The 19,038-nt window shown below is 51.9% G+C and carries 19 protein-coding genes and 1 riboswitch; of the genes, 16 read left to right on the forward strand and 3 right to left on the reverse strand.

Annotation, left to right across the window (positions count from 1 at the left end; genetic code table 11):
- Positions 1-58: 58 nt before the first annotated feature.
- The gene (locus E0L13_RS00825; RefSeq protein ID WP_168059611.1) at positions 59-1,234 is read right to left on the reverse strand and encodes an MFS transporter; all 1,176 of its coding nucleotides are present in this window, start codon (positions 1,232-1,234) and stop codon (positions 59-61) included.
- A gap of 132 nt (positions 1,235-1,366) precedes the next feature.
- On the opposite strand from E0L13_RS00825, the gene E0L13_RS00830 reads away from it, so the two are divergent.
- From E0L13_RS00830 to htpX, 4 genes are all read left to right on the forward strand, one after another.
- Positions 1,367-2,023: an SIMPL domain-containing protein gene (locus E0L13_RS00830; RefSeq protein ID WP_168059612.1), complete on the forward strand. Its 657-nt coding sequence runs from the start codon at positions 1,367-1,369 to the stop codon at positions 2,021-2,023.
- A 176-nt stretch (positions 2,024-2,199) separates the two neighbouring features.
- Entirely contained in the window at positions 2,200-2,826 is a 627-nt protein-coding gene (locus E0L13_RS00835) for a site-2 protease family protein (protein WP_168059613.1), read from the forward strand.
- A gap of 22 nt (positions 2,827-2,848) precedes the next feature.
- Positions 2,849-3,400 (forward strand): hypothetical protein, encoded by a 552-nt coding sequence (locus tag E0L13_RS00840; protein WP_206081447.1) that lies wholly within the window; start codon positions 2,849-2,851, stop codon positions 3,398-3,400.
- Between the two features lie 111 nt (positions 3,401-3,511).
- Complete coding sequence (htpX, locus tag E0L13_RS00845; RefSeq protein WP_087478834.1) at positions 3,512-4,369, forward strand: zinc metalloprotease HtpX; 858 nt, start codon at positions 3,512-3,514, stop codon at positions 4,367-4,369.
- 128 nt (positions 4,370-4,497) lie between these two features.
- On the opposite strand, the gene E0L13_RS00850 is transcribed toward htpX, so the two are convergent.
- Positions 4,498-5,400, reverse strand: a complete 903-nt coding sequence (locus E0L13_RS00850; protein WP_168059614.1) for a fumarylacetoacetate hydrolase family protein — start codon at positions 5,398-5,400, stop codon at positions 4,498-4,500.
- A gap of 256 nt (positions 5,401-5,656) precedes the next feature.
- Here E0L13_RS00850 and E0L13_RS00855 point away from each other — a divergent pair, with 256 nt between their 5' ends.
- The 12 genes from E0L13_RS00855 (at position 5,657) to thiC (ending at position 17,224) form a co-directional block, all read left to right on the forward strand.
- The gene (locus E0L13_RS00855; protein WP_168059615.1) at positions 5,657-6,022 is read left to right on the forward strand and encodes a type II toxin-antitoxin system RelE/ParE family toxin; all 366 of its coding nucleotides are present in this window, start codon (positions 5,657-5,659) and stop codon (positions 6,020-6,022) included.
- Positions 6,019-6,327 (forward strand): helix-turn-helix transcriptional regulator, encoded by a 309-nt coding sequence (locus E0L13_RS00860; RefSeq protein WP_168059616.1) that lies wholly within the window; start codon positions 6,019-6,021, stop codon positions 6,325-6,327. The genes E0L13_RS00855 and E0L13_RS00860 overlap by 4 nt, the downstream gene beginning before the upstream one ends.
- 215 nt (positions 6,328-6,542) lie before the next feature.
- Positions 6,543-8,231 (forward strand): glutamine--tRNA ligase/YqeY domain fusion protein, encoded by a 1,689-nt coding sequence (locus E0L13_RS00865; protein WP_168059618.1) that lies wholly within the window; start codon positions 6,543-6,545, stop codon positions 8,229-8,231.
- 174 nt (positions 8,232-8,405) lie between these two features.
- On the forward strand, positions 8,406-8,678 hold the full coding sequence (locus tag E0L13_RS00870) for a DUF4321 domain-containing protein (RefSeq protein ID WP_168059620.1): 273 nt from the start codon (positions 8,406-8,408) through the stop codon (positions 8,676-8,678).
- Positions 8,679-8,692: 14 nt separating this feature from the next.
- Positions 8,693-9,253: a Maf family protein gene (locus E0L13_RS00875; protein WP_087478829.1), complete on the forward strand. Its 561-nt coding sequence runs from the start codon at positions 8,693-8,695 to the stop codon at positions 9,251-9,253.
- The gene (radC, locus tag E0L13_RS00880; RefSeq protein WP_206081453.1) at positions 9,250-9,939 is read left to right on the forward strand and encodes a DNA repair protein RadC; all 690 of its coding nucleotides are present in this window, start codon (positions 9,250-9,252) and stop codon (positions 9,937-9,939) included. Before E0L13_RS00875 ends, radC begins: the two co-directional genes overlap by 4 nt.
- Positions 9,940-10,466: 527 nt before the next feature.
- Positions 10,467-10,913 (forward strand): hypothetical protein, encoded by a 447-nt coding sequence (locus E0L13_RS00885; protein ID WP_168059624.1) that lies wholly within the window; start codon positions 10,467-10,469, stop codon positions 10,911-10,913.
- Between the two features lie 42 nt (positions 10,914-10,955).
- Complete coding sequence (locus E0L13_RS00890) at positions 10,956-11,327, forward strand: hypothetical protein (protein ID WP_168059626.1); 372 nt, start codon at positions 10,956-10,958, stop codon at positions 11,325-11,327.
- Positions 11,328-12,228: 901 nt separating this feature from the next.
- The gene (locus E0L13_RS00895) at positions 12,229-13,308 is read left to right on the forward strand and encodes an autotransporter outer membrane beta-barrel domain-containing protein (protein ID WP_168059628.1); all 1,080 of its coding nucleotides are present in this window, start codon (positions 12,229-12,231) and stop codon (positions 13,306-13,308) included.
- A gap of 115 nt (positions 13,309-13,423) precedes the next feature.
- Positions 13,424-14,047: a sigma-70 family RNA polymerase sigma factor gene (locus tag E0L13_RS00900; protein ID WP_168059630.1), complete on the forward strand. Its 624-nt coding sequence runs from the start codon at positions 13,424-13,426 to the stop codon at positions 14,045-14,047.
- Between the two features lie 166 nt (positions 14,048-14,213).
- Entirely contained in the window at positions 14,214-15,593 is a 1,380-nt protein-coding gene (locus E0L13_RS00905; RefSeq protein WP_168059632.1) for an ISLre2 family transposase, read from the forward strand.
- A gap of 129 nt (positions 15,594-15,722) precedes the next feature.
- Positions 15,723-15,830, forward strand: a riboswitch (TPP riboswitch).
- Between the two features lie 92 nt (positions 15,831-15,922).
- Positions 15,923-17,224 carry a phosphomethylpyrimidine synthase ThiC gene (thiC, locus tag E0L13_RS00910; protein WP_087477442.1) on the forward strand — a complete coding sequence of 434 codons (1,302 nt, stop codon included), beginning with the start codon at positions 15,923-15,925 and terminating at the stop codon, positions 17,222-17,224.
- A gap of 106 nt (positions 17,225-17,330) precedes the next feature.
- Here thiC and ppx read toward each other — a convergent pair whose 3' ends face one another.
- Positions 17,331-18,863 carry an exopolyphosphatase gene (gene ppx, locus E0L13_RS00915; RefSeq protein WP_095628879.1) on the reverse strand — a complete coding sequence of 511 codons (1,533 nt, stop codon included), beginning with the start codon at positions 18,861-18,863 and terminating at the stop codon, positions 17,331-17,333.
- Between the last annotated feature and the right edge of the window lie 175 nt (positions 18,864-19,038).

Raw genomic sequence — 19,038 nt, forward strand, 5'->3', positions numbered from 1 at the left:
TGCAGCGACAAGATCTGTCGCCCTATGATGCTATCCTATACATAGAAGGCGGTATTTTTTAGGAGCGGAAGCGCCGGCGGGTATACTCGACGTAATACAGAGCTGCCGTGACCAGTACGACGGCCGGGCAGAGGACGCCGTAGAGCAGGCTGTAGCCGAACCATTGGGCGACGAGACCTAAGGTCATGGCGGCCAGGCCGACGAAGATATCCAGGAACCAAAAGTACGTGGCCGTAGCGGCGCCGGCCCGGCTGGCAGGAACGCTTTGAACGGCCAGCGTCTGGAACACGGGACTGAGAGCGCCGAAGCCGAGACCGAGGATAGCCGCCGACAGGAGAAACCACAGCTTCGTACTGACAAAACCGAAGAGAATAAAGCCGATGATAAATAAGGCGAAGCCGGGATATACGACGTGGCTGGGGCCGACGCGGTCCAGTACGTTTCCCACGACGGGGCGGCTGGCGACGATGACGACGGCAAAGACGGCAAAAAATAATCCTGTGCTTTCGGCCATGTGCAGGGACGCGGCGTACAGGGGAATAAAGGTCAGGATGCCGCCGTAGGCGAAGAATACCAGTCCGCCTAAGAACGACGCCAGAAGAGAGCGCTTTTCGATGAAATGTTCAAAAAAGGGCGTTTTGGAGGCAGATGGTGAAGGCTGCACCGCTTTTGGCGGCAGGGAAATGGCCGAGGCCGCGGCGAGAATCAGAGCGGCCAGGACTGCGAGGGCCAGGAACAAGCCAGATATGCGGAGCGTCTGGTATAACAGCAGCCCGGCCAGCGGCCCGACGACCATCGCCATATTGGTCGTGACGGAAAAATATCCAATGCCTTCGCCGCGCCGCGACGGCGGAATGACTAACACGGCGATAGAAGCAGCCGTCGTCGTAGCCAAAGCGAAGACGATGCCGTGGACGAGGCGCAGGCCGTACAGCGCTTCGACGCAGTCGGCGGCGTTGAAGGCGGCCATGACCAGGAAAAATAAAACCAGGGAGCCTAAGAGGAGGCGTCTCTTCTGCTTTTCGTCTACCAAATATCCGGCGACAGGCCGGAAGACGCTGGTGCCGATCTGAAAAAACGTCATGGCCAGGCCGGCTTCGAGCTCGCTGCCATGAAATTCGTCGATGATACAGAGGGGCAGCGTCGTAATCAGGATATATTGGGTAAACAGCTGGAAAAAATTGACGCCGCCCGTCAGCAAGAACGGTTTAGTCCACAAAGCTTCTTTTGTCATGTCGTCACGTCCCTTTTAGTTATGTTGTTACTTGTAGTGATGACTTTCATTATAACCGGCAGCGGCTTGTTGTCAATTTTTTTCTAAATGAAGTGATATGGAATACTGTATTTAGCATAGGAGGAATGTAACATGACGAGAACTATTACCGTGCGGGGCGTAGGAAAAGCGACGGCGAAAGCCGACTTCGTTACCATCAATATGTCTATGAAGACGAGCGACATGGAATACGATACGGCGATGGATAGGGCGGCGGAAAAGATCGACGGCCTCAGCCGGGCGCTGAAACATGCCGGATTTGGAGCCGACGACCTTAAGACGACGAAGTTCAGGGTCGATACGGCATATGACACGATAAAGGACAGAGACGGCAATTATAAGCGCATATTTGAAGGGTTTGTCGTGCATCACGACGTAAGGCTGCAGTTTGATTTCGAATCGCGCCGCCTGTCGCAGGCTCTTTCAGCTATGGCGGCCTGCATATCCGCTCCGGAAATAGAAATCCGCTTTTCCGTAAAGGACTCGGAGAAATTAAAAGACGACATCCTTCGCTCGGCTGCGGAAAACGCGCGGCGCAGTGCTGAAATCCTGTGCGAGGCGTCGGGGGCGTCCCTGGGCGCTCTGCTGTCGATACATTACAGCTGGGACGAGCTGTCTATCTATTCGTCGACCCGTTTTTCCTACGAAAGCGAATGTCTGAGCAGCGTGAAGAGCGTGAAATCCATCGATATGGAACCGGAAGATATTCATGCCGGCGATTCGGCGACCTTTGTATGGGAAATCTGCTGAGAGGCGATAGAGCCGCATTCAGGCCGCCGGAATGTAAAATTTAGGTAAACGATAAAGGACAACGAGCCGCTGGAGCTGCTTCAGCGGCTCGTTGTCGTTGACTTTTTGCGCATCGTATATTACTATAAAATACATAAATAGTATATTTTACAACAACGTATAATGGAGGAACATACATGTTTGATTTCAACATATTGCATATCGTCGCCGGTATTCCCGGCCTGCTCATCGCTATGGTCATGCACGAATACGCCCATGCGCTCGTGGCCGATTATATGGGCGACGACACGCCGCGCCTGATGGGACGGCTGACGCTGAACCCTATGGCCCATATCGACCCCATCGGGGCGCTCATGCTCCTCGTAGCCCGCTTCGGCTGGGCCAAGCCGGTCATGATCAACCCCAATAATTTCCGCAGCTGGCGGAAGGGGGAGCTGTGCGTAGCCTTTGCCGGTCCGGCGGCCAACCTGATCGTGGCGTTCGTCGCCCTCGTCGCCCAGGTTGTCTTCAGCCGGCTGGATTTATTTACCGGTACGGCCCTGCAGCTTGTCCTGAGCATGATCGTCATATATAATATCAACTTTGCCATCTTCAACTTGCTGCCCCTGCCGCCGCTGGACGGCTCGCGCATCCTCATGTGCTTCCTGCCGTCGGAATGGAACTATCGCCTGGCGAGCCTGGAACGGTACAGCTTTATCATCCTCATTGCCTTGATGATGACGCCGGTCTTCTCGTATATTTTGATTCCCCTGCAGCGGCTCGTATTCAGCGTATTTAGTCTGGTATTGCTCCCTTTTTTATAAAAGAAAGGTAGGTTTTTGAACTATGAAACGGATTTTTTGCGCCCTTGCCTTCGCCTGCTGCCTGGTGTTAGGCTCGATGACGGCATCGGCCTTCGATTACGATCAGTCTGTCGACGAGATTTCCCTCAGCCCGACGACAGCCTATGACACGGTGTACCTGGGCATGTCCCGGGCGGATTTCGACGCTAACTTTTCCGCGCTGCCCGGCTGGACCTTTTATGGAAATACGACGTCCAGGCTGGAACGGGCAGAGCGGTCTGTAACCCGCGACGGCGTGACCGTGCAGGAAGGCCTGGTTATCCTGACGGACGATACGGCAGCCGACAGCAAGGTATTGGCCTTCGACAATTATTTCCGCACGGCCGATAAGAAGACGGCCCGCGACATCTACCGCCGTCTTCGCGCCAGCATTTACGCCGCCATGGACGACTTTCCTGTCAGGCAGAGCGGCCGCATGACGACGTGGGTCCGCGGCGATGTGACTATCGTTGTCTTCGCTAAGGCGGAAAAAGACAAGGACGGCATGTACGCCGTCGTCATCCGCCGGTACAATAATCATGTTTTAAAGGAATAATAAGACAAAAGTCCATGTTCTATTGACATAAAAAAGATTCTCATATATAATAGTAGTACACAATTTTACTTTTTGACTTTTATGTTCCTTGAAGAGTGAGGAGACGTCACCATGAATAGTGTAAAAACAGTGTTTTTGATGACTTTGCTGGCTTGTATTATGATGCTCATCGGCGGAGCCTTCGGCGGCCGCGGTGGCGTGATGATCATGCTGGTCATCGCCTTAGGGATGAATTTCTTTTCCTATTGGTTCAGCGACTCGATTGTCTTAAAAATGTATAAAGCCCAGGAAGTAGGCCAAGGCCATTACCTGTACCATATCGTCGAAGACTTAGCCCGGCGGGCGGAACTTCCCATGCCGAAGGTATACGTCATTCCGACGGACGTGCCCAACGCCTTTGCTACGGGCCGCAATCCTTCTCATGCAGCCGTCGCGGCTACGGAAGGCATCATGGAGATGCTGGACGAAGACGAAATCCGCGGCGTCCTGGCCCATGAAATGTCCCACATCATGCACCGTGATATCCTGATCAGCACGATTGTTGCCTGCTTCGCCAGCGTTATTTCCATGATCGCCAACATCGCCCAGTGGGCGGCTATCTTCGGCGGCGGCCGTGACGAAGACGGCGAAAGCACCAATCCTATCGCCCTGATTGGCACGATTATCATTGCGCCCATTGCGGCGGCGCTGATTCAGTTCGCCATTTCCCGTACGCGCGAATACATGGCCGACGAAGAAGGGGGCCGGATGATCGACGACCCGCTGGCTCTGGCCAGAGCATTGGCTAAAATCGACAACTACGCCCATTACCGGGTCATGCCCGGCGCGACCCAGTCGACGGCTCACATGTGCATCATCAATCCTTTCTCTGGTCTTAAGGGCAATTTGATGAATTTGTTCAGTACCCATCCGTCTACGGAAAACCGCATTGCCCGCTTGGAAGCCCTGGATCGGGAACTGCACGGGTAATACACCTGACAACGACATAAGAATGACGCGAACGTCCCGTTCTCATAGGAGCGGGGCGTTTCGTATGCGAAAACAGCTTCCCTGCCTGCCGGAACCTCTGGCGGAGAGAAGCTGTTTTGCATAGCTGTTTATTTTACTTTATTAGTCAGCGTTCCGATATCGGAAATGGAGATTTCTACGACGTCGCCGGAATGGATGAACTTAGGCGGATTGAAGCCTACGCCTACGCCGGACGGCGTGCCCGTGGCGATGATGTCGCCGGGCAGGAGCGTCGTTCCCTGTGAGATGGTCTGGATGAGCTGGGGAATGGTGAAGATGAATTCGCCTGTCGTCGCGTCCTGACGCACTTCGCCGTTGACCTTGGTGACGACCGTAAAGGTATCGGGCGCGGCGTCCCGCAGGAGCAGGAAGGGTCCCATAGGGCAGAACGTATCCAGGCTCTTGCCGTGAAACCACTGGACATGGTTGGCCTGCAGATCGCGGGCCGTCACATCGTTTAAAATCGTGAAGCCGTATACGTAATCCATGGCTTCGCCCACGGGGATATCAGAGCCTTCCTTGCCGATGATGACGGCCAGCTCGCCTTCATAATCGAGGGCGCTGGTGACGTTTTTATGGGGATCGATGAGGTCGTCAGGGCCGATGACCGATGTCGTGGCTTTAGTAAAAATCAAAGGGTATTTCGGCAGCTCCGGCATAGCCGTCTTGTCGAATTCGGCAATATGGTCGGCATAATTTTTTCCAATGCAGAAGATATTGCGTTCTACGCGGGGAATAGGCGCCATGATGCGAACCGTATCCAGAGGCTGAGCCGCGACGGCGCGGGTCTTTTCATTCTGTTCCAGCGCGTCAGCTAAGGCCAGCAGGCCTTCATTTCCCTGACGGATGAATTCGAGAAGCGTTTCCGGCAGCGGCGTAAAGAAGGCCTCTTCCAGAGCAATAGCGCCGTATACGCCCGTTTCCGTCTCGTCGAGGACGCCCCACTGCACCAGGCCCATATCCTCGTAGGTTACTAATTTTTTTATTAACATGTCTAATCGTCTCCTTTAATTCTTAAAGATATATGTATATTTTATTATATCACATATGTTATAGGCAATATAGCGCAAACGTCTTTTAGCATTTTATAATAAAAAGACGGCAAAGACCTTATTATATAAATATTAATGGATATGTATATAGCTGTGAAACGAGAAAGCCTTTCTAATGCAGATTCAGCAACAGGTCACAGATGGCTTGACAATATGGTAAATATCCCATATTCTAAGAATAGAAAGAGGTGCAGCAATGGCTCAAATAGAAGTTACATATTATGTGAAAGAGAATGGCGATATTCCTGTAAAAGAATTTATCGATTCCCTTGATGTAAAGATGGCGGCTAAGGTTCGCAGGACGATTGCCTTATTTCGAGACAATGGCAGTGAATTGCGTTCGCCATACTCTGAGTATTTGACAGACGGTATTTATGAGTTGAGGACTAAACAAGGCAGTAATATTACTCGAGTATTATATTTTTTTGTTATCGGAAACAAGGCGGTTCTTACAAATGGATTTACAAAAAAGACGCAGAAAACACCGCGCAGAGAAATTGATACGGCAAAGCAATATAGAGAAGATTATATGAAACGAGCGATAGGAGGCGGCGAGCAATGATTGACAAACGCGTGGAATACAGCTTTGAAGACGATTTGAAGGAAAGTCTGAAAAATCCGGAATTTAAAAAGGCCTATGATGAACTTGAGCCGGAGTTCATGTTTATTCAAGCCCTTATTGATGCGCGGCGGGAACAAGGCATGACGCAAAAAGAGCTGGCTAAACGTACGGGTATTGACCAATCTGATATTAGCAAAATCGAGCACGGTAAATTAAATATCTCTTTTAAAACGATGAGAAAATTGGCTCATGGATTGGGAAAGACTGTGCAGATCCAGTTGATTGATGAAAAAGTAAAAGCATAAAAATTTCTTTATCTGATGGATACATCAACTCTTTCATATATACGCCGATAGCGGGACTATCTGGGAAACGCATGTTGCATTTCTGGAGAAGTCCCGCTTTTTTGTAGGGCATGCTCCTGTTTTTTACATATTTCTCCTGCTTTATAAGTAGAAAGGCTCTGTAATTTGTGATAAAATAAAACATCATACATAAGGCATAAAGGGGAGACTCGTTCATGGATAACGAAATCACAAAGAATTTTATTGAAAATATTATCGATGAAGATAACGAAAAAAATACATATGGAAAGCGCATCCATACCCGTTTTCCGCCGGAACCGAACGGATATCTCCACATCGGTCATGCGAAATCGATTTGCTTGAACTTCGGCATCGCCAAAAAGTACGGCGGCATTACGAACCTGCGCTTCGACGATACGAACCCGTCCAAGGAAGACGTAGAATACGTCAATTCCATCAAGGAAGACGTCCAGTGGCTGGGCTTTACCTGGGACGACCGCATGTTCTACGCTTCCGATTATTTCGATACCCTGTACAACTACGCCGTCAAATTAATCAAATTGGGCAAAGCCTACGTCGACGATTTGTCAGGCGATGAAATCCGCGAATACCGCGGCACCTTCAGTACGCCGGGCAAGGAAAGCCCGTACCGCAGCCGCAGCGTCGAAGAAAACCTGAAGCTCTTTGCCGAAATGAAGGAAGGCAAGTACGGCGACGGCGAAAAAGTGCTGCGTGCTAAGATAGACATGGCCAGCCCGAACCTCAACATGCGCGATCCCGTTCTGTACCGCATTGTCCATGCCCATCATCACCGCACAGGTGACAAATGGTGCATTTATCCGATGTACGACTTCGCCCATCCCGTATCGGACGCCATCGAACGGATTACCCATTCGATCTGCACCCTTGAATTTGAAGACCATCGTCCCTTGTACAACTGGGTTCTTGAAGAATGGGACGACCCGGAAGGCCAGAAGCCGCGCCAGATTGAATTCGCCCGCCTGAACGTCACCAATATGATTACGAGCAAGCGCAAGCTGCGTACCCTCGTAGAAAAAGGCATCGTCAGCGGCTGGGACGACCCGCGCATGCCGACCATTTCCGGTATTCGCCGCCGCGGCTACACGCCCGAAGCCATCCGCGATTTCTGCGAACGCATCGGCGTGGCCAAAGCCGACAGCATGGTCGACATATCCCTTCTCGAATACTGTATCCGCGAAGACCTGAAGCTCAAAGCGCCGCGCCTCATGACGGTCATCGATCCCCTGAAGGTCGTCATTACCAACTATCCCGACGGCCAGACGGAAACGATTACGGCAGAAAACAATCAGGAAAACGAAGCCATGGGCACCCGTCAGATTACCTTCAGCAAGACTATCTACATCGAAAAGAACGACTTCATGGAAGAACCGGTCAAGAAGTTCTTCCGTCTGGCTCCGGGCAAGGAAGTCCGCCTGAAATACAGCTATATCATCAAATGCGAAGACGTCGTCAAGGACGAAGACGGCAACATCGTCGAGCTGCACTGCACGTACGACCCGGAAAGCAAGAGCGGCAGCGGCGCCAACGCGAACCGTAAGGTAAAGGGCACGCTCCACTGGGTCAACGCCGAAGACGCCGTCGACGTCGAAACGCGGGTCTACGACTACCTGTTTAAGACCGACGAATCGGACGACGCCGAAGGCGACAAGAAGGATTTCCTGTCCCAGATCAACCCCAATAGCCTGGAAACCTTTGCCAGCAAGGGCGAAGCCGCTCTGGCTTCCTACCATGCCGGCGACAAATTCCAGTTCCTCCGTCAGGGCTACTTCGTCATCGACAAGGACTCGACGCCGGAACGCCTCGTCGTAAACCGCATCGTCGGGCTGCGCGATACGTGGGCTAAGATGCAGAAAAAGCAGTAAGATGAAAGAAAGCTTAAAAGAAGATTAAAATAGCATGAGAAAACGAACCGGTCTTTCCATCGGTCTTAAATTTCGATGAGAATACCGGTTCGTTTTTGTATTTCAGTTGCAGTGCCGCAGGGAACACTGTATAATGAAATCACACCATTACCGGTAGAGGGGGAACTATAAGTTATGAAATCCTTTGGGTCTCATGGCGTGCTGCTTCTCATATTGTTTCTGTTGGCAGGCGGCCTGTTGGGCGGCATTCTTGGAGAAGTTTTATCGGGAATCCAGCTGGGCAACCTCATGCCTATGCTGTCGCAGCATTATGAAATCTTTAATATTCAGAACGTCGATTTAAACTTATATATCATGCAGATTAATTTTGGCATTCGCTTTGCTCCCAACTTGCTGAGCATCCTTGGGATCTTCGTAGCGTTGTTTATCTATCGTCACGTCAGTTAGAGGAGGTTATTCCCGTGTTGATTTTAGCTTCAGGGTCGCCGCGGCGGCGCGAATTACTCACTCAGGCCGGTATTACCTATATGGTAAACCCCAGTACGTATCAGGAAGATTCGCCGAAAAAGAAGGACCCGGAAAAATACGTACAGGCCCAGGCCGTCGGCAAAGCCTGCGACGTCGCTGAAAAATATCCCGGCCAGTGGGTGCTGGGAGCCGATACGATTGTCGTCGCAGACGGCGAAATCTTAGGGAAGCCCCGCAATGCCAAGGAAGCTTCGGCCATGCTCCACCGCCTTTCCAACGGGAAGCACTCCGTATTGACCGGCGTGGCTCTGGTGCGCGATAAGGACGTATACACGAAGGTCGTCGAAACGAAGGTGTGGTTCCGCCGGCTGACGGATGAGGAAATCGAAACCTACGTATCCAGCGGCGATCCCTTGGATAAGGCAGGGGCCTACGGCATTCAGGGACGGGCCGCAGCTTTTGTAGACAAGATCAACGGCTCCTATACGAACGTCGTCGGCCTGCCTTTGTCCCAGGTCTGCCGGATGCTCCACAAGGCCAAGGTAAATGCCTGATGAGCCCGGTCCAGCCTATGGCCTGCTGCGAAAAGCCGCGGGAAAAATTTCTCCAGCAAGGCGCGCAAGCCGTGACGGATCAGGATTTACTGGCTATTTTGCTGCGCACGGGCGTGAAGGGCCATTCCGTCTTGGACGTGTCGCGGTCCCTGCTGCGTTCTCTGCCGGGAGAAAACCTCTATTACCTCAGCGAGGCCAGCGTAGCCGACTTGTGCGCCATCCGCGGCGTAGGAGCCGACAAGGCCGTGACGATCTGCGCGGCCGTCGAGCTGGGACGGCGCATTGCCCGCCAGCGGGTCAAGCAGAACGCTCCCGATTTCAGCACGCCTCAGGCCATTGCCGAATACGTCATGGAAGATATGCGCTTCCTGCCGCAGGAGCAGCTCCGCGCCGTATACTTATCGACGAAAAATCAGCTCATCGCCGTGCGGACGCTGACCATCGGCACGATTAATTCCAGCCTGGCAAAGTCCCGCGAGGTCTTTCGCTTTGCTATTCAGTACAACGCTGCCGCCGTCGTACTGGTACATAACCATCCCAGCGGCGACCCGTCTCCCAGCAGCGACGACATCGCCGTGACCAGGCAAATCGCTCAGGCCGGCCACATCATGGAAATCCCCGTCCTGGATCACATCATCATTGGCGACGGGACCTTTACGAGCCTGTGCGAGATGGGGTATGTGTGACGTACTATGAGATTGATTATATAAAATATGATGATATGAACGGAGCTGCCGTGCAGATGAAGGATAGGGCGGCTCCGTTTTTTTTGTATGGAAATGAGTTGTTAAGACGAATCCCTGCAAGCTTCAATAAATCAAATTTTTTATGGTATTAGCCACTCTTTCAGTTCTAAACGATAAAATAATGAATGTATATTGAAAATAGTCAGGATATTTGTTACACTAGAATTCAAGATTGGAGAGGAGGTGAAAAAATGAGCGCGAAGGAGATGCGGAAGGACGTACGATTCGCAGTACACGGCGCAATGAGAAAATTACATACCGGGGGGGGGGTATAGATATGGTATTGTAAAGCCCTCGAACTGGCATGAAGTACAAGCACAGGGATACGTATATCCTGTTATAGATACATACGAAGGAAGACAGCATACAGAGGAATTCTGCAGGCTGTCTTTTTTGCGTGCTTATTTAACCCCGGTCTGGGTAAACTCATGGCGCGGCAGGGAACAGCCGGCACGTGAAGAGGCGTCATGAAACGGCAGCTGGTGTGTCCGGCCTGCGGCAGAGAATTTACGGCAAGGCGGGTGACGCAGAAATACTGCAGCACGGCCTGCCGGCTGTGGGCCTATCGGCATCGTCCGAACATCCATGCGTCCCTCCCTACTAAGGGGAAGATACTGCGGACGTTCCGCTGTCTGCGCTGTGGCGAGGTCGTCAGCGTGAGAAGCGCAGCAGACAAGCGGACGAAGTTTTGCTCGCCCCACTGCGAACGGCTGTACTGGAAGCATTCCAAGACCAAAGGCGTAAAATCCCAGTCGGTCAGTCGGACATTCCGCTGCCGGCAGTGCGGCAGACTGGTGAAGGTGACAGAGCCGAAGGATCGGCGCATGGCCTTTTGCAGTAATGGCTGCCGGGAACGATGGGTATATGAAAATCGCAGCAAAAGTAGGCAGAAAAATAGGAAACATGAAGTATAAGCAAGATGTATTTATGACAGATATATGCAGGAGGATGTTAGTATGAAACACTTGTCAGATAAAAAACGGTATAGGGTACGGGAGCATTTTTATATAAACAGCAGGTGCTGCGCAAAACTGGCTGCAGTCGCTTTGACAGCAGGGCTGACGCTGGCGGGCGGTTTAACAGTACAAGCAATTAATTTTAATGATCGAAATGGTATTGGGACAATACCTAACGCGCGAAATTATGATGAGATTTACGGCTGGCAAAACGAAAATGAAGCGGCAGAGGGAGGAGATATCGAGGTTAATGGAACCAGCAGTACACAGATAAAGATTTATGGTGGATATAGTAAGTCTGAAGATGCCAATAATAATAAGAGTAACCTATGCCGCAAATCTGAAACAGAGTTATGTTTATGGAGGATATAGTGAGGGAGATGGTGTAACTGTATCTAATAATACCGTGAATGTAGAGAGTCGGTCGGCGAAGGTTGTGTGGTGTTATGGCGGATATCTTGAGAATGGTGCTGGGGAAGTTAGCGGCAATGTAGTTAACGTATACGGCGGTAGTCATGATAGCGTTTTCGGTGGGTGTGGTTATAAATGGGAGGAACATCTTGAAAGTCAATTGATGTTAAATAATACCGTGAATGTAGAAGAAAATGCAACGGTGAGTGATGTGTATGGTGGATATGGCAATAGTAGGAAGGTAGCGGGCACTTTCGGAGATAATGACACCATTGCCGGAAATGTTGTAAATATTGGAGCTGCTGCACATATAACCTCGTGTGCAGCAGGAGGATATACTAAGGGGAATGCTACAGTTAAAAATAATATAGTTAAGATTTCTAGCGGAAGTTATGTCTCAGGTAAGAATGGTAGAGGTGAGATTTATGGAGGACGTGCTGAAAACCAGGGAACCAAGGGAAGTGTATCAGGAAATGAAGTATTAATTTATGAAGATAGTTCTGCTGCTGGAGGAAAATTATCCAAACTTGATATATATGCAGGATATAGTGGGTCCGGAACGGTTAATGACAATACGATAACTCTGCGCGGTAAATTTTCTTTATCTGATAGTGTTAAGCTGTTTGGTTCTAATCAGTCTGCTGAAAAGACTACAGGAAATACGCTTGTTGTTGATGGGTGGTCTGGTTCATTTGATAGTGCGCAGAATTTCAACCTGATTTCTTTTAGAAACACGAAGTGGGCAGCTGACAGCAATGTAATGAATATTAAAGACGGAGTTTTAAAGGCATTAGAACATACGCAGGTTAAATTAGAAAACCTTGTTATCGATAGGAATGCAGTAGTTAATCCTGGCGACCGTATGACTATCATTAAGAGTAATGTAGATACTGGCCTGAGTATGGACAATGTGGAATCGAGTGCCGTTTTTTCTCAGGGCGTAGCGAAGCTGGGGACGGGAGAGCTCAGTTTGACCGATGCGACGAATAACTTGGTATATACTGTAACAGGATTTTCTCGCAACCCGCAGGTAGATGTAATTGCATCGAACCGCGCCGTTGCCGCAGCCTTTGTCAATCAGGGAACGGACCTCGTCAGCGACAGCCTCGATACGCTGAGCCACGACGGCCGCTACGGCACGAAGACCTTTGCCGCAGTCTACGGCAACCGCAGCAAGTACGACGTAAACAGCGACCTGAAGATCAACGGCTGGAGCACCATCGTCGGCGTCGGCAATACGCACAAGGTCAAAGACGGCGACCTGAGCTGGGGCGTGTTCTACGAAAACGGCACGGGCAATTACCGCACGTATAATTCCTTCAACAACGAATTCTTCCGCGGCGACGGCAGTCTGCTGTACAACGGCGGCGGCGCAGCCGTGCGCTACAACCGGGACAACGGCTGGTACTATGAAGGCTCCCTGCGGGCCGGCACGCTGAAATCGGATATGGACAATGCCTTGATGGACGGCGAGGGGAACCATTACGGCTGCAGCAGCGAAAGTAATTACTACGGCGCCCATATCGGCGTAGGCAAGGTGTTCAGCCTGAGCGCTGACCGGGAACTGGACGTATACGGGAAGTTCTTCCATACCTATACGGACGGCGACAGCTTTGACGTAGCAGGCGACCGGTTTGAATTCGACGACATTACGAGCGACCGCCTGCGCATCGGGGCGCGTATCCGCACGAATCCGGAAGAACGGGTCAGCACGTATTACGGCTTGGCTTATGAATACGAATTCAACGGCGACGCTGACATGCGGGCCGCCGGACTGGACGCGCCGACACAGAGCCTGCAGGGTAGTACCTGCATGGCTGAGCTGGGGCTGAAATACCAGCCGTCGGAAACGAGCCCGTGGAACTTTGACCTGAACGTCCGGGGCTATGCGGGAGAACGGGAAGGCGGCAGCTTCCACGCCCAGGTATCGTATTTATTCTAGGGGGATTCGTATCCATACCCTTTGCAGTACCTGAGTTTAATATGACAGAGCCGGGGGATGTCCTTCGGCTCTTTATGTTTTATAGCAGAGTATATTTATCAAGGAGGCGACACCCATGAACAACATCATTCGGCAGTGGATACGGCAGGCGCAGGCAGGCGACGGAGAGGCTGTGTTGGCTATTCTGCAGGTTTTCCGGCCCTTGCTGTACAAATATGCCCGGAAATACCGCTATTGCTACGATTCGCTGGACGAGGCCCTTTCGACGGCCCATCTGGCCGTACTGGAATGTATTTATTCGTTTGATCTGGACGAAGAGGAAGAAGGGCCGGCGGCGCTGCGGCGAGCTGTGCAGACGGCGTTTCGGCGGGAAAGCCGGCATTTCAAGGCCTATTGGCAGGCTGTCGAACGGATGCTGTTCCCGCAGGAGGAGAGGGCAGAGCTCGCCCTTTTCCGCCATTCAGTCTGTGCATTTGATACGGCTGTACAGCGTATAGAGCTGCAGGATGAGCTGGCGCCCTATCTGCAGTGTCTGACCGAAGAGGAACGTCACTTCTTGTATTTGCGGTACGTAAAGGATTATACCTATGAGACGATCGGCGCGCTTCACGGCTTGTCGAAGCCGCAGGCCTGCAAAATCGTCGGGCAGGCCGTAGATAAGCTCAAGGCCAAGGTGCGGGCCGACTGCCTGTGGCCGGCTGTGCAGCAGCCCGGCGGGCGAAGAAACAGGATTCATTAAATAGATATGCCGGAAACCTTGAGCCGTATCGAAACGGGGCATGGCAAGTTAGTGTAAAATAATTGTGGGAAAACTTTACTGCACAAAAGTGAAGAACATATAAAAAGAGAAGGAACTTCTTTGGTATAATGAAATCACCACAATCTCATGCAAAGGAGTCCTTCTCATGAACATTATACAACAGATTCTTTCTCTCAGTACAGACTTTTTTAATACAAACATGGAATCGTTAGTAACGGGCCAGGCGTCCCTGACCGACGTGACGCTGGCTGTACAAGAGTTTGTGCAGAACCTGGGGCGGGAGGTGTTGTCGGCAATGTTAGAACAGGCCGATGAAGCCATCTATGAAACGGTGAAGCCGCAGCGTACCTATCAGATCAAAGAAACAGCCCGTCCGCGCACTTTGGTAACCACGTTTGGAGAAATCACCTTTCACCGCCGGTATTACCGACAGAAAGACACGGGCCGCTACACCTATCTGCTGGACGAATGGTGCCAACTGCCGGCGTACAGCCGGATCGAGGCTTCCTGTCAGGCCCGGATGGCAGAACATGCCAAGGATATGAGTTATGCGAAAGCAGCCCAAGTATCCACTCCGGTCCCGGTAAGCAAACAGAGCGTGCGGAACGTCTTATGCCGGTTGGGGACGATCCCCAATACGGCGGCTCCCCTGCCGGAACGGAGGCCGAAGGTATCCGAACTGTTCATCGAAGCCGACGAAGACCATGTGGCTATGCAGCAGGGAAACAGCCGGCAGCTGCGGCTGGCCTATGTATATGAAGGGAAAGTAGCGGAGGGAAAAAAACGGAGAACACTGACAGCCAAACGGGTGTTTACGGGATATGGGATGCCTTGGAAGGAAATCAAGGAATATATCCAAACCGTATACGACAGTCCAGAGATTACGATTCTGGGAGACGGGGCGGCGTGGATACAGAGCGCGACGGCGTACTTGGAAAAGAGCCGATGCGTCACGGACGGATTTCATGTTGTCAAATACTTGCGGCAGATAGCGGGGACGGAAACGATCCAACCTCTGTATGACGCCTTGCTGGCCAATGACCGGGAGCAATTCTGCTGGGAAGCTGAACAGAAGATACGGCACCGTCCGTATCGGAGAAAGGCGATTCGAAGAGGTCAGCAATATATCCTGAACCATTGGGAAGGGATTCGGGACTGGCTGCAGAACCGGGAGACATTCGCCAGCAGTACGGAAGGGCATGTCAGTCATATCCTGTCGGCCCGGCTGAGCTCACGTGGAATGGGCTGGAGCAAAGACGGGGCGGAACGGATTGCCCGATTGCGGACGCTGGCAGAAAACGGCGGCGACGTGTGGCGCTATGCCTTAGATTGCCTGACGAAGAAACCCTCCGATACAGTACCAGACCTGAATGAACAGGAATTGACGAGGCAATGCCGACGCCGGCGGCTGCCGTACTGCGTGTATGATGCAGAGCACAGCTGCCGTATGCCGGGGAGCGAAGGCGCATTACACGGAAGATGGATGAAAGATATCCAAAACAGTGGATATCACCATATACATTAGATACTAAAAGGCTGGATTTACATGCCAAGATATTTCTGTCAAATATATACCCACAACAACTTGACACTGTCCCATGGCAATTTATATTTGCATTCCCTGTGCAAGTATATTATAATAAGACGAGATAACTAAAAAAGCTAGGGGCGCCGCAAGGCTGAGAAAGCGTTTGGATTCGCGCTTGTCCCTTATGTACCTGATTCGGATAATGCCGACGTAGGGAAGCTTTACGGGATTATAAAGCTCACCTGCGGAGGTGAGCTTTTTTATTTACCTGTTTCTATTATTCTTTTCTATATTTAGGTTAAACTCATTAGCAGGAGGTACGTTTTATGACTTACACAACACAGATGGACGCAGCCCGCAAAGGCATTGTCACGCCGCAGATGAAAATCGTTGCGGAAAAAGAAAAAATGCCTATGGAAAAGCTCATGAAGCTCGTAGCCGAAGGCAAGGTCGCTATCCCGGCCAATAAGCTTCACACCAGCCTTTCGCCGGAAGCTGTCGGCCAGGACTGCCGAACGAAAATCAACGTCAACCTCGGCGTATCGCCGGAACATAACGACCATGAATTGGAACTGCAGAAGGTGCAGAACGCCATCAACATGAAGGCCGAAGCTATCATGGACTTGAGCAACTTCGGCAAGACCCGCGAATTCCGCCGCAAGCTCGTCGATATGTCTACGGCTATGATCGGCACCGTTCCCATGTACGACGCTGTCGGCATGCTGGAAAAGGACTTGAAGGATATTACGGTAGACGAATTCTTCTCCGTCGTCGAACAGCACGCAGAAGACGGCGTAGACTTCATGACCATCCACTGCGGCATGAACCGCAAGACGGCTGAACGTATCAAGAAGAACCCCCGCCTGACCAATATCGTATCCCGCGGCGGCTCGCTGCTGTTTGCCTGGATGGAAATGAACAATCAGGAAAACCCCTTCTATGAATACTATGATCGTCTCCTCGACATCTGTGAAAAATACGACGTTACCCTGAGCTTGGGCGACGCCTGCCGTCCCGGCTGCACCCACGACGCGACGGACGCAGCCCAGATCGAAGAACTCATTACCCTCGGCGAATTGACGAAACGGGCTTGGGAACACAACGTCCAGGTCATGATCGAAGGCCCGGGCCACATGGTCCTGACGGAAATCGCCGCCAACATGAAGATTGAAAAACGCCTGTGCCACGGCGCGCCCTTCTACGTATTGGGCCCCATCGTCACGGATATCGCTCCGGGCTATGACCACATTACGAGCGCTATCGGCGGGGCCATTGCTGGTGCATCCGGAGCCGACTTCCTGTGCTATGTTACGCCGGCCGAACACCTTCGCCTGCCCGACGTAAACGACGTTAAGGAAGGCATCATCGCCGCCCGCATCGCTGCGCACGCCGCCGACCTGGCCAAGGGCATCCCCGGCGCGCAGGAATGGGACGACGCTATGAGCAAGGCCCGCGTGGAAGTAGATTTTGAAACGATGATTTCCTTGTCCATCGACCCGGAAAAGGCTCGCCGTTACTATGAATCGAGCAAGCCCGAATGCGAAGGCACCTGCACGATGTGCGGCAAGATGTGCCCGGCTCGGACGATGAAGAAAATCCTCGCCGGCGAAGACGTATCGATCCGCTAACTTAAAAAATACCTGATATACGGACATAAAAAAGACACTTTCTGACGACATACCGTTGGAAAGTGTCTTTCTTTATATGTTTAAAATGAATGGTTTTCCTGCAGGCTCACTTCCAGACGAGGAGCAGGGAGATGCCGAATTCTTTTTTGAATTGCTTGGTCAGCTGGTTCATTTCGTAGTCCGCTGCGTTGTAGGCTACGCCGGGAGCCGTCGTGATGACGGCGACGGCGACGTTTTCCGCAGTGGTGACGTGAATATCCTGGACGACTTGCTCGTACGTAATGTCCGATGCTTCGGCCAAGGCCAGGAAGGTGGAGAGCTTGCGGACCATCGCCCAGTCTTCTGCCGTGACCATGTTGGCGTAGCGGTAGGCCCGCAGGGTCTTGCGGCTGATGCCGTGGTGGAAGCCGGCGATGAAGCTGACGATGAGCTGCTCGCGCTGCGTCAGGCCGTACAGGGGCGCGTGGCCGATCATGAAGGCCGAATGGCGGGCGTGATCGTAGAAATTGATGATTTTGCCTACGTCGTGAAGCTGGGCCGCCGTCGTGAGGTACAGCCGTTCCCGCTCGCCGTAGCCGTGCAGGTCTTTCAGCTGGTCGAAGAGAAGGCCTGCCGTATGGGTGACCTGCTGGCAGTGGGATTCGTTGACGATGCCGCCTAGGGTGCCGACGAAGTTGCGGATGCTGAATTTCAGGATATCGTCGAAGCGAGGCGCAGGCAGGTGGAAGTAAGAGGTATAGTATTCAAAGAACAGCCCTTCACGCAGGCCGCAGCCGCTGACGACCAGTTCCGGGCTGCCTGCCGTATCGAACAGTGTCTTAATGACGGCGGCGCCGGCGACGATGAGGTCGGCCCGTTCGCTCGACAGGCCGGGGATCTTCTTGCGGTTGGCGCTGGTCCGCGTCGTAATTTCCGTATACAGGGCGTCGAAGTGCTCTGCCGGCAGGATGTAGTTATGCACCTTCGTCAGCTCGTAATTCGTTGTCCGCTGATCCATCTTGGCAAAAGTACGGGCCGTGCCGCCAATGCCGACGAGGGGGAGGCGCAGATTTTTAATCCAGTCGGCAGCGAGGAGCTTTTTCCGTACGAATTTCAGGCAGTCCTGCAGGGCGATTGCATCTACGTTGCCCTGGAGATTGAATTTTTCCGTAACCGTTACGGCGCCGATGGGGATGGAAACGGAATGAACTGGTTCGCCTTCTTGTACCAGAGTCAGCTCGACGCTGGCGCCGCCCAGGTCGAACAGGAGAAAGTCCTTCATGGCGATGGTGTTGATGACACCCAAATAGCCGAGATAGGCTTCCCGTTCGCCTGTAATGACAGTCATGGCTACGCCCGTTTCCGCGTAAATCCGCTTCAGGAACTCGTCGCCGTTCGAGGCGTTGCGCACGGCGGCGGTGGCGACGGCGATGCAGTTTTGGATTTCCATAACCTCCATGATGTGCTTATATACCTTTAAGCATTTCATGGCCCGTTCCATGCCGGCGTCGCTCAGTTCGCCCGTCTGGGTAAGGCCTTGTCCGAGGCGTATGGATTCTTTTTCCTGATACAGGAAGGAATACGATTTGTTGTCGTTTATCTGGAGGACGACAAACCGGATGGAGTTGGAGCCCATATCGATGATGGCTAATTTTTCCATTGTATACCTCTTTTCTTTGTAATCCATAATCTTCTGTTATTATACTACATCTTGCCGAGACGATGAAACGATTTTGCAAAATTTGCCGTTAAAACGAAATGGAAATAATTCGTATGACTAAAGAAAATGGGGAGGATTCTTCCGTATTTTTTGCAGAGCCGCCTATTATACAAGC

Source organism: Megasphaera sp. SW808, assembly GCF_012027795.1.
Lineage (GTDB): Bacteria > Bacillota > Negativicutes > Veillonellales > Megasphaeraceae > Megasphaera > Megasphaera stantonii.

Excerpts from the sequence above, each read along its gene's own strand:
- E0L13_RS00900 (WP_168059630.1), top strand. The coding sequence starts at position 13,424 with ATGAACAACATCATTCGGCAGTGGATACGGCAGGCGCAGGCAGGCGAC.
- E0L13_RS00905 (WP_168059632.1), top strand. The coding sequence starts at position 14,214 with ATGAACATTATACAACAGATTCTTTCTCTCAGTACAGACTTTTTTAAT.
- E0L13_RS00870 (WP_168059620.1), top strand. The coding sequence starts at position 8,406 with ATGAAATCCTTTGGGTCTCATGGCGTGCTGCTTCTCATATTGTTTCTG.
- E0L13_RS00855 (WP_168059615.1), top strand. The coding sequence starts at position 5,657 with ATGGCTCAAATAGAAGTTACATATTATGTGAAAGAGAATGGCGATATT.
- E0L13_RS00825 (WP_168059611.1), bottom strand. The coding sequence starts at position 1,234 with ATGACAAAAGAAGCTTTGTGGACTAAACCGTTCTTGCTGACGGGCGGC.
- E0L13_RS00895 (WP_168059628.1), top strand. The coding sequence starts at position 12,229 with ATGACTATCATTAAGAGTAATGTAGATACTGGCCTGAGTATGGACAAT.
- E0L13_RS00885 (WP_168059624.1), top strand. The coding sequence starts at position 10,467 with ATGAAACGGCAGCTGGTGTGTCCGGCCTGCGGCAGAGAATTTACGGCA.
- E0L13_RS00850 (WP_168059614.1), bottom strand. The coding sequence starts at position 5,400 with ATGTTAATAAAAAAATTAGTAACCTACGAGGATATGGGCCTGGTGCAG.
- ppx (WP_095628879.1), bottom strand. The coding sequence starts at position 18,863 with ATGGAAAAATTAGCCATCATCGATATGGGCTCCAACTCCATCCGGTTT.
- thiC (WP_087477442.1), top strand. The coding sequence starts at position 15,923 with ATGACTTACACAACACAGATGGACGCAGCCCGCAAAGGCATTGTCACG.
- E0L13_RS00890 (WP_168059626.1), top strand. The coding sequence starts at position 10,956 with ATGAAACACTTGTCAGATAAAAAACGGTATAGGGTACGGGAGCATTTT.
- E0L13_RS00840 (WP_206081447.1), top strand. The coding sequence starts at position 2,849 with ATGAAACGGATTTTTTGCGCCCTTGCCTTCGCCTGCTGCCTGGTGTTA.
- E0L13_RS00865 (WP_168059618.1), top strand. The coding sequence starts at position 6,543 with ATGGATAACGAAATCACAAAGAATTTTATTGAAAATATTATCGATGAA.
- E0L13_RS00830 (WP_168059612.1), top strand. The coding sequence starts at position 1,367 with ATGACGAGAACTATTACCGTGCGGGGCGTAGGAAAAGCGACGGCGAAA.
- E0L13_RS00860 (WP_168059616.1), top strand. The coding sequence starts at position 6,019 with ATGATTGACAAACGCGTGGAATACAGCTTTGAAGACGATTTGAAGGAA.
- E0L13_RS00835 (WP_168059613.1), top strand. The coding sequence starts at position 2,200 with ATGTTTGATTTCAACATATTGCATATCGTCGCCGGTATTCCCGGCCTG.
- htpX (WP_087478834.1), top strand. The coding sequence starts at position 3,512 with ATGAATAGTGTAAAAACAGTGTTTTTGATGACTTTGCTGGCTTGTATT.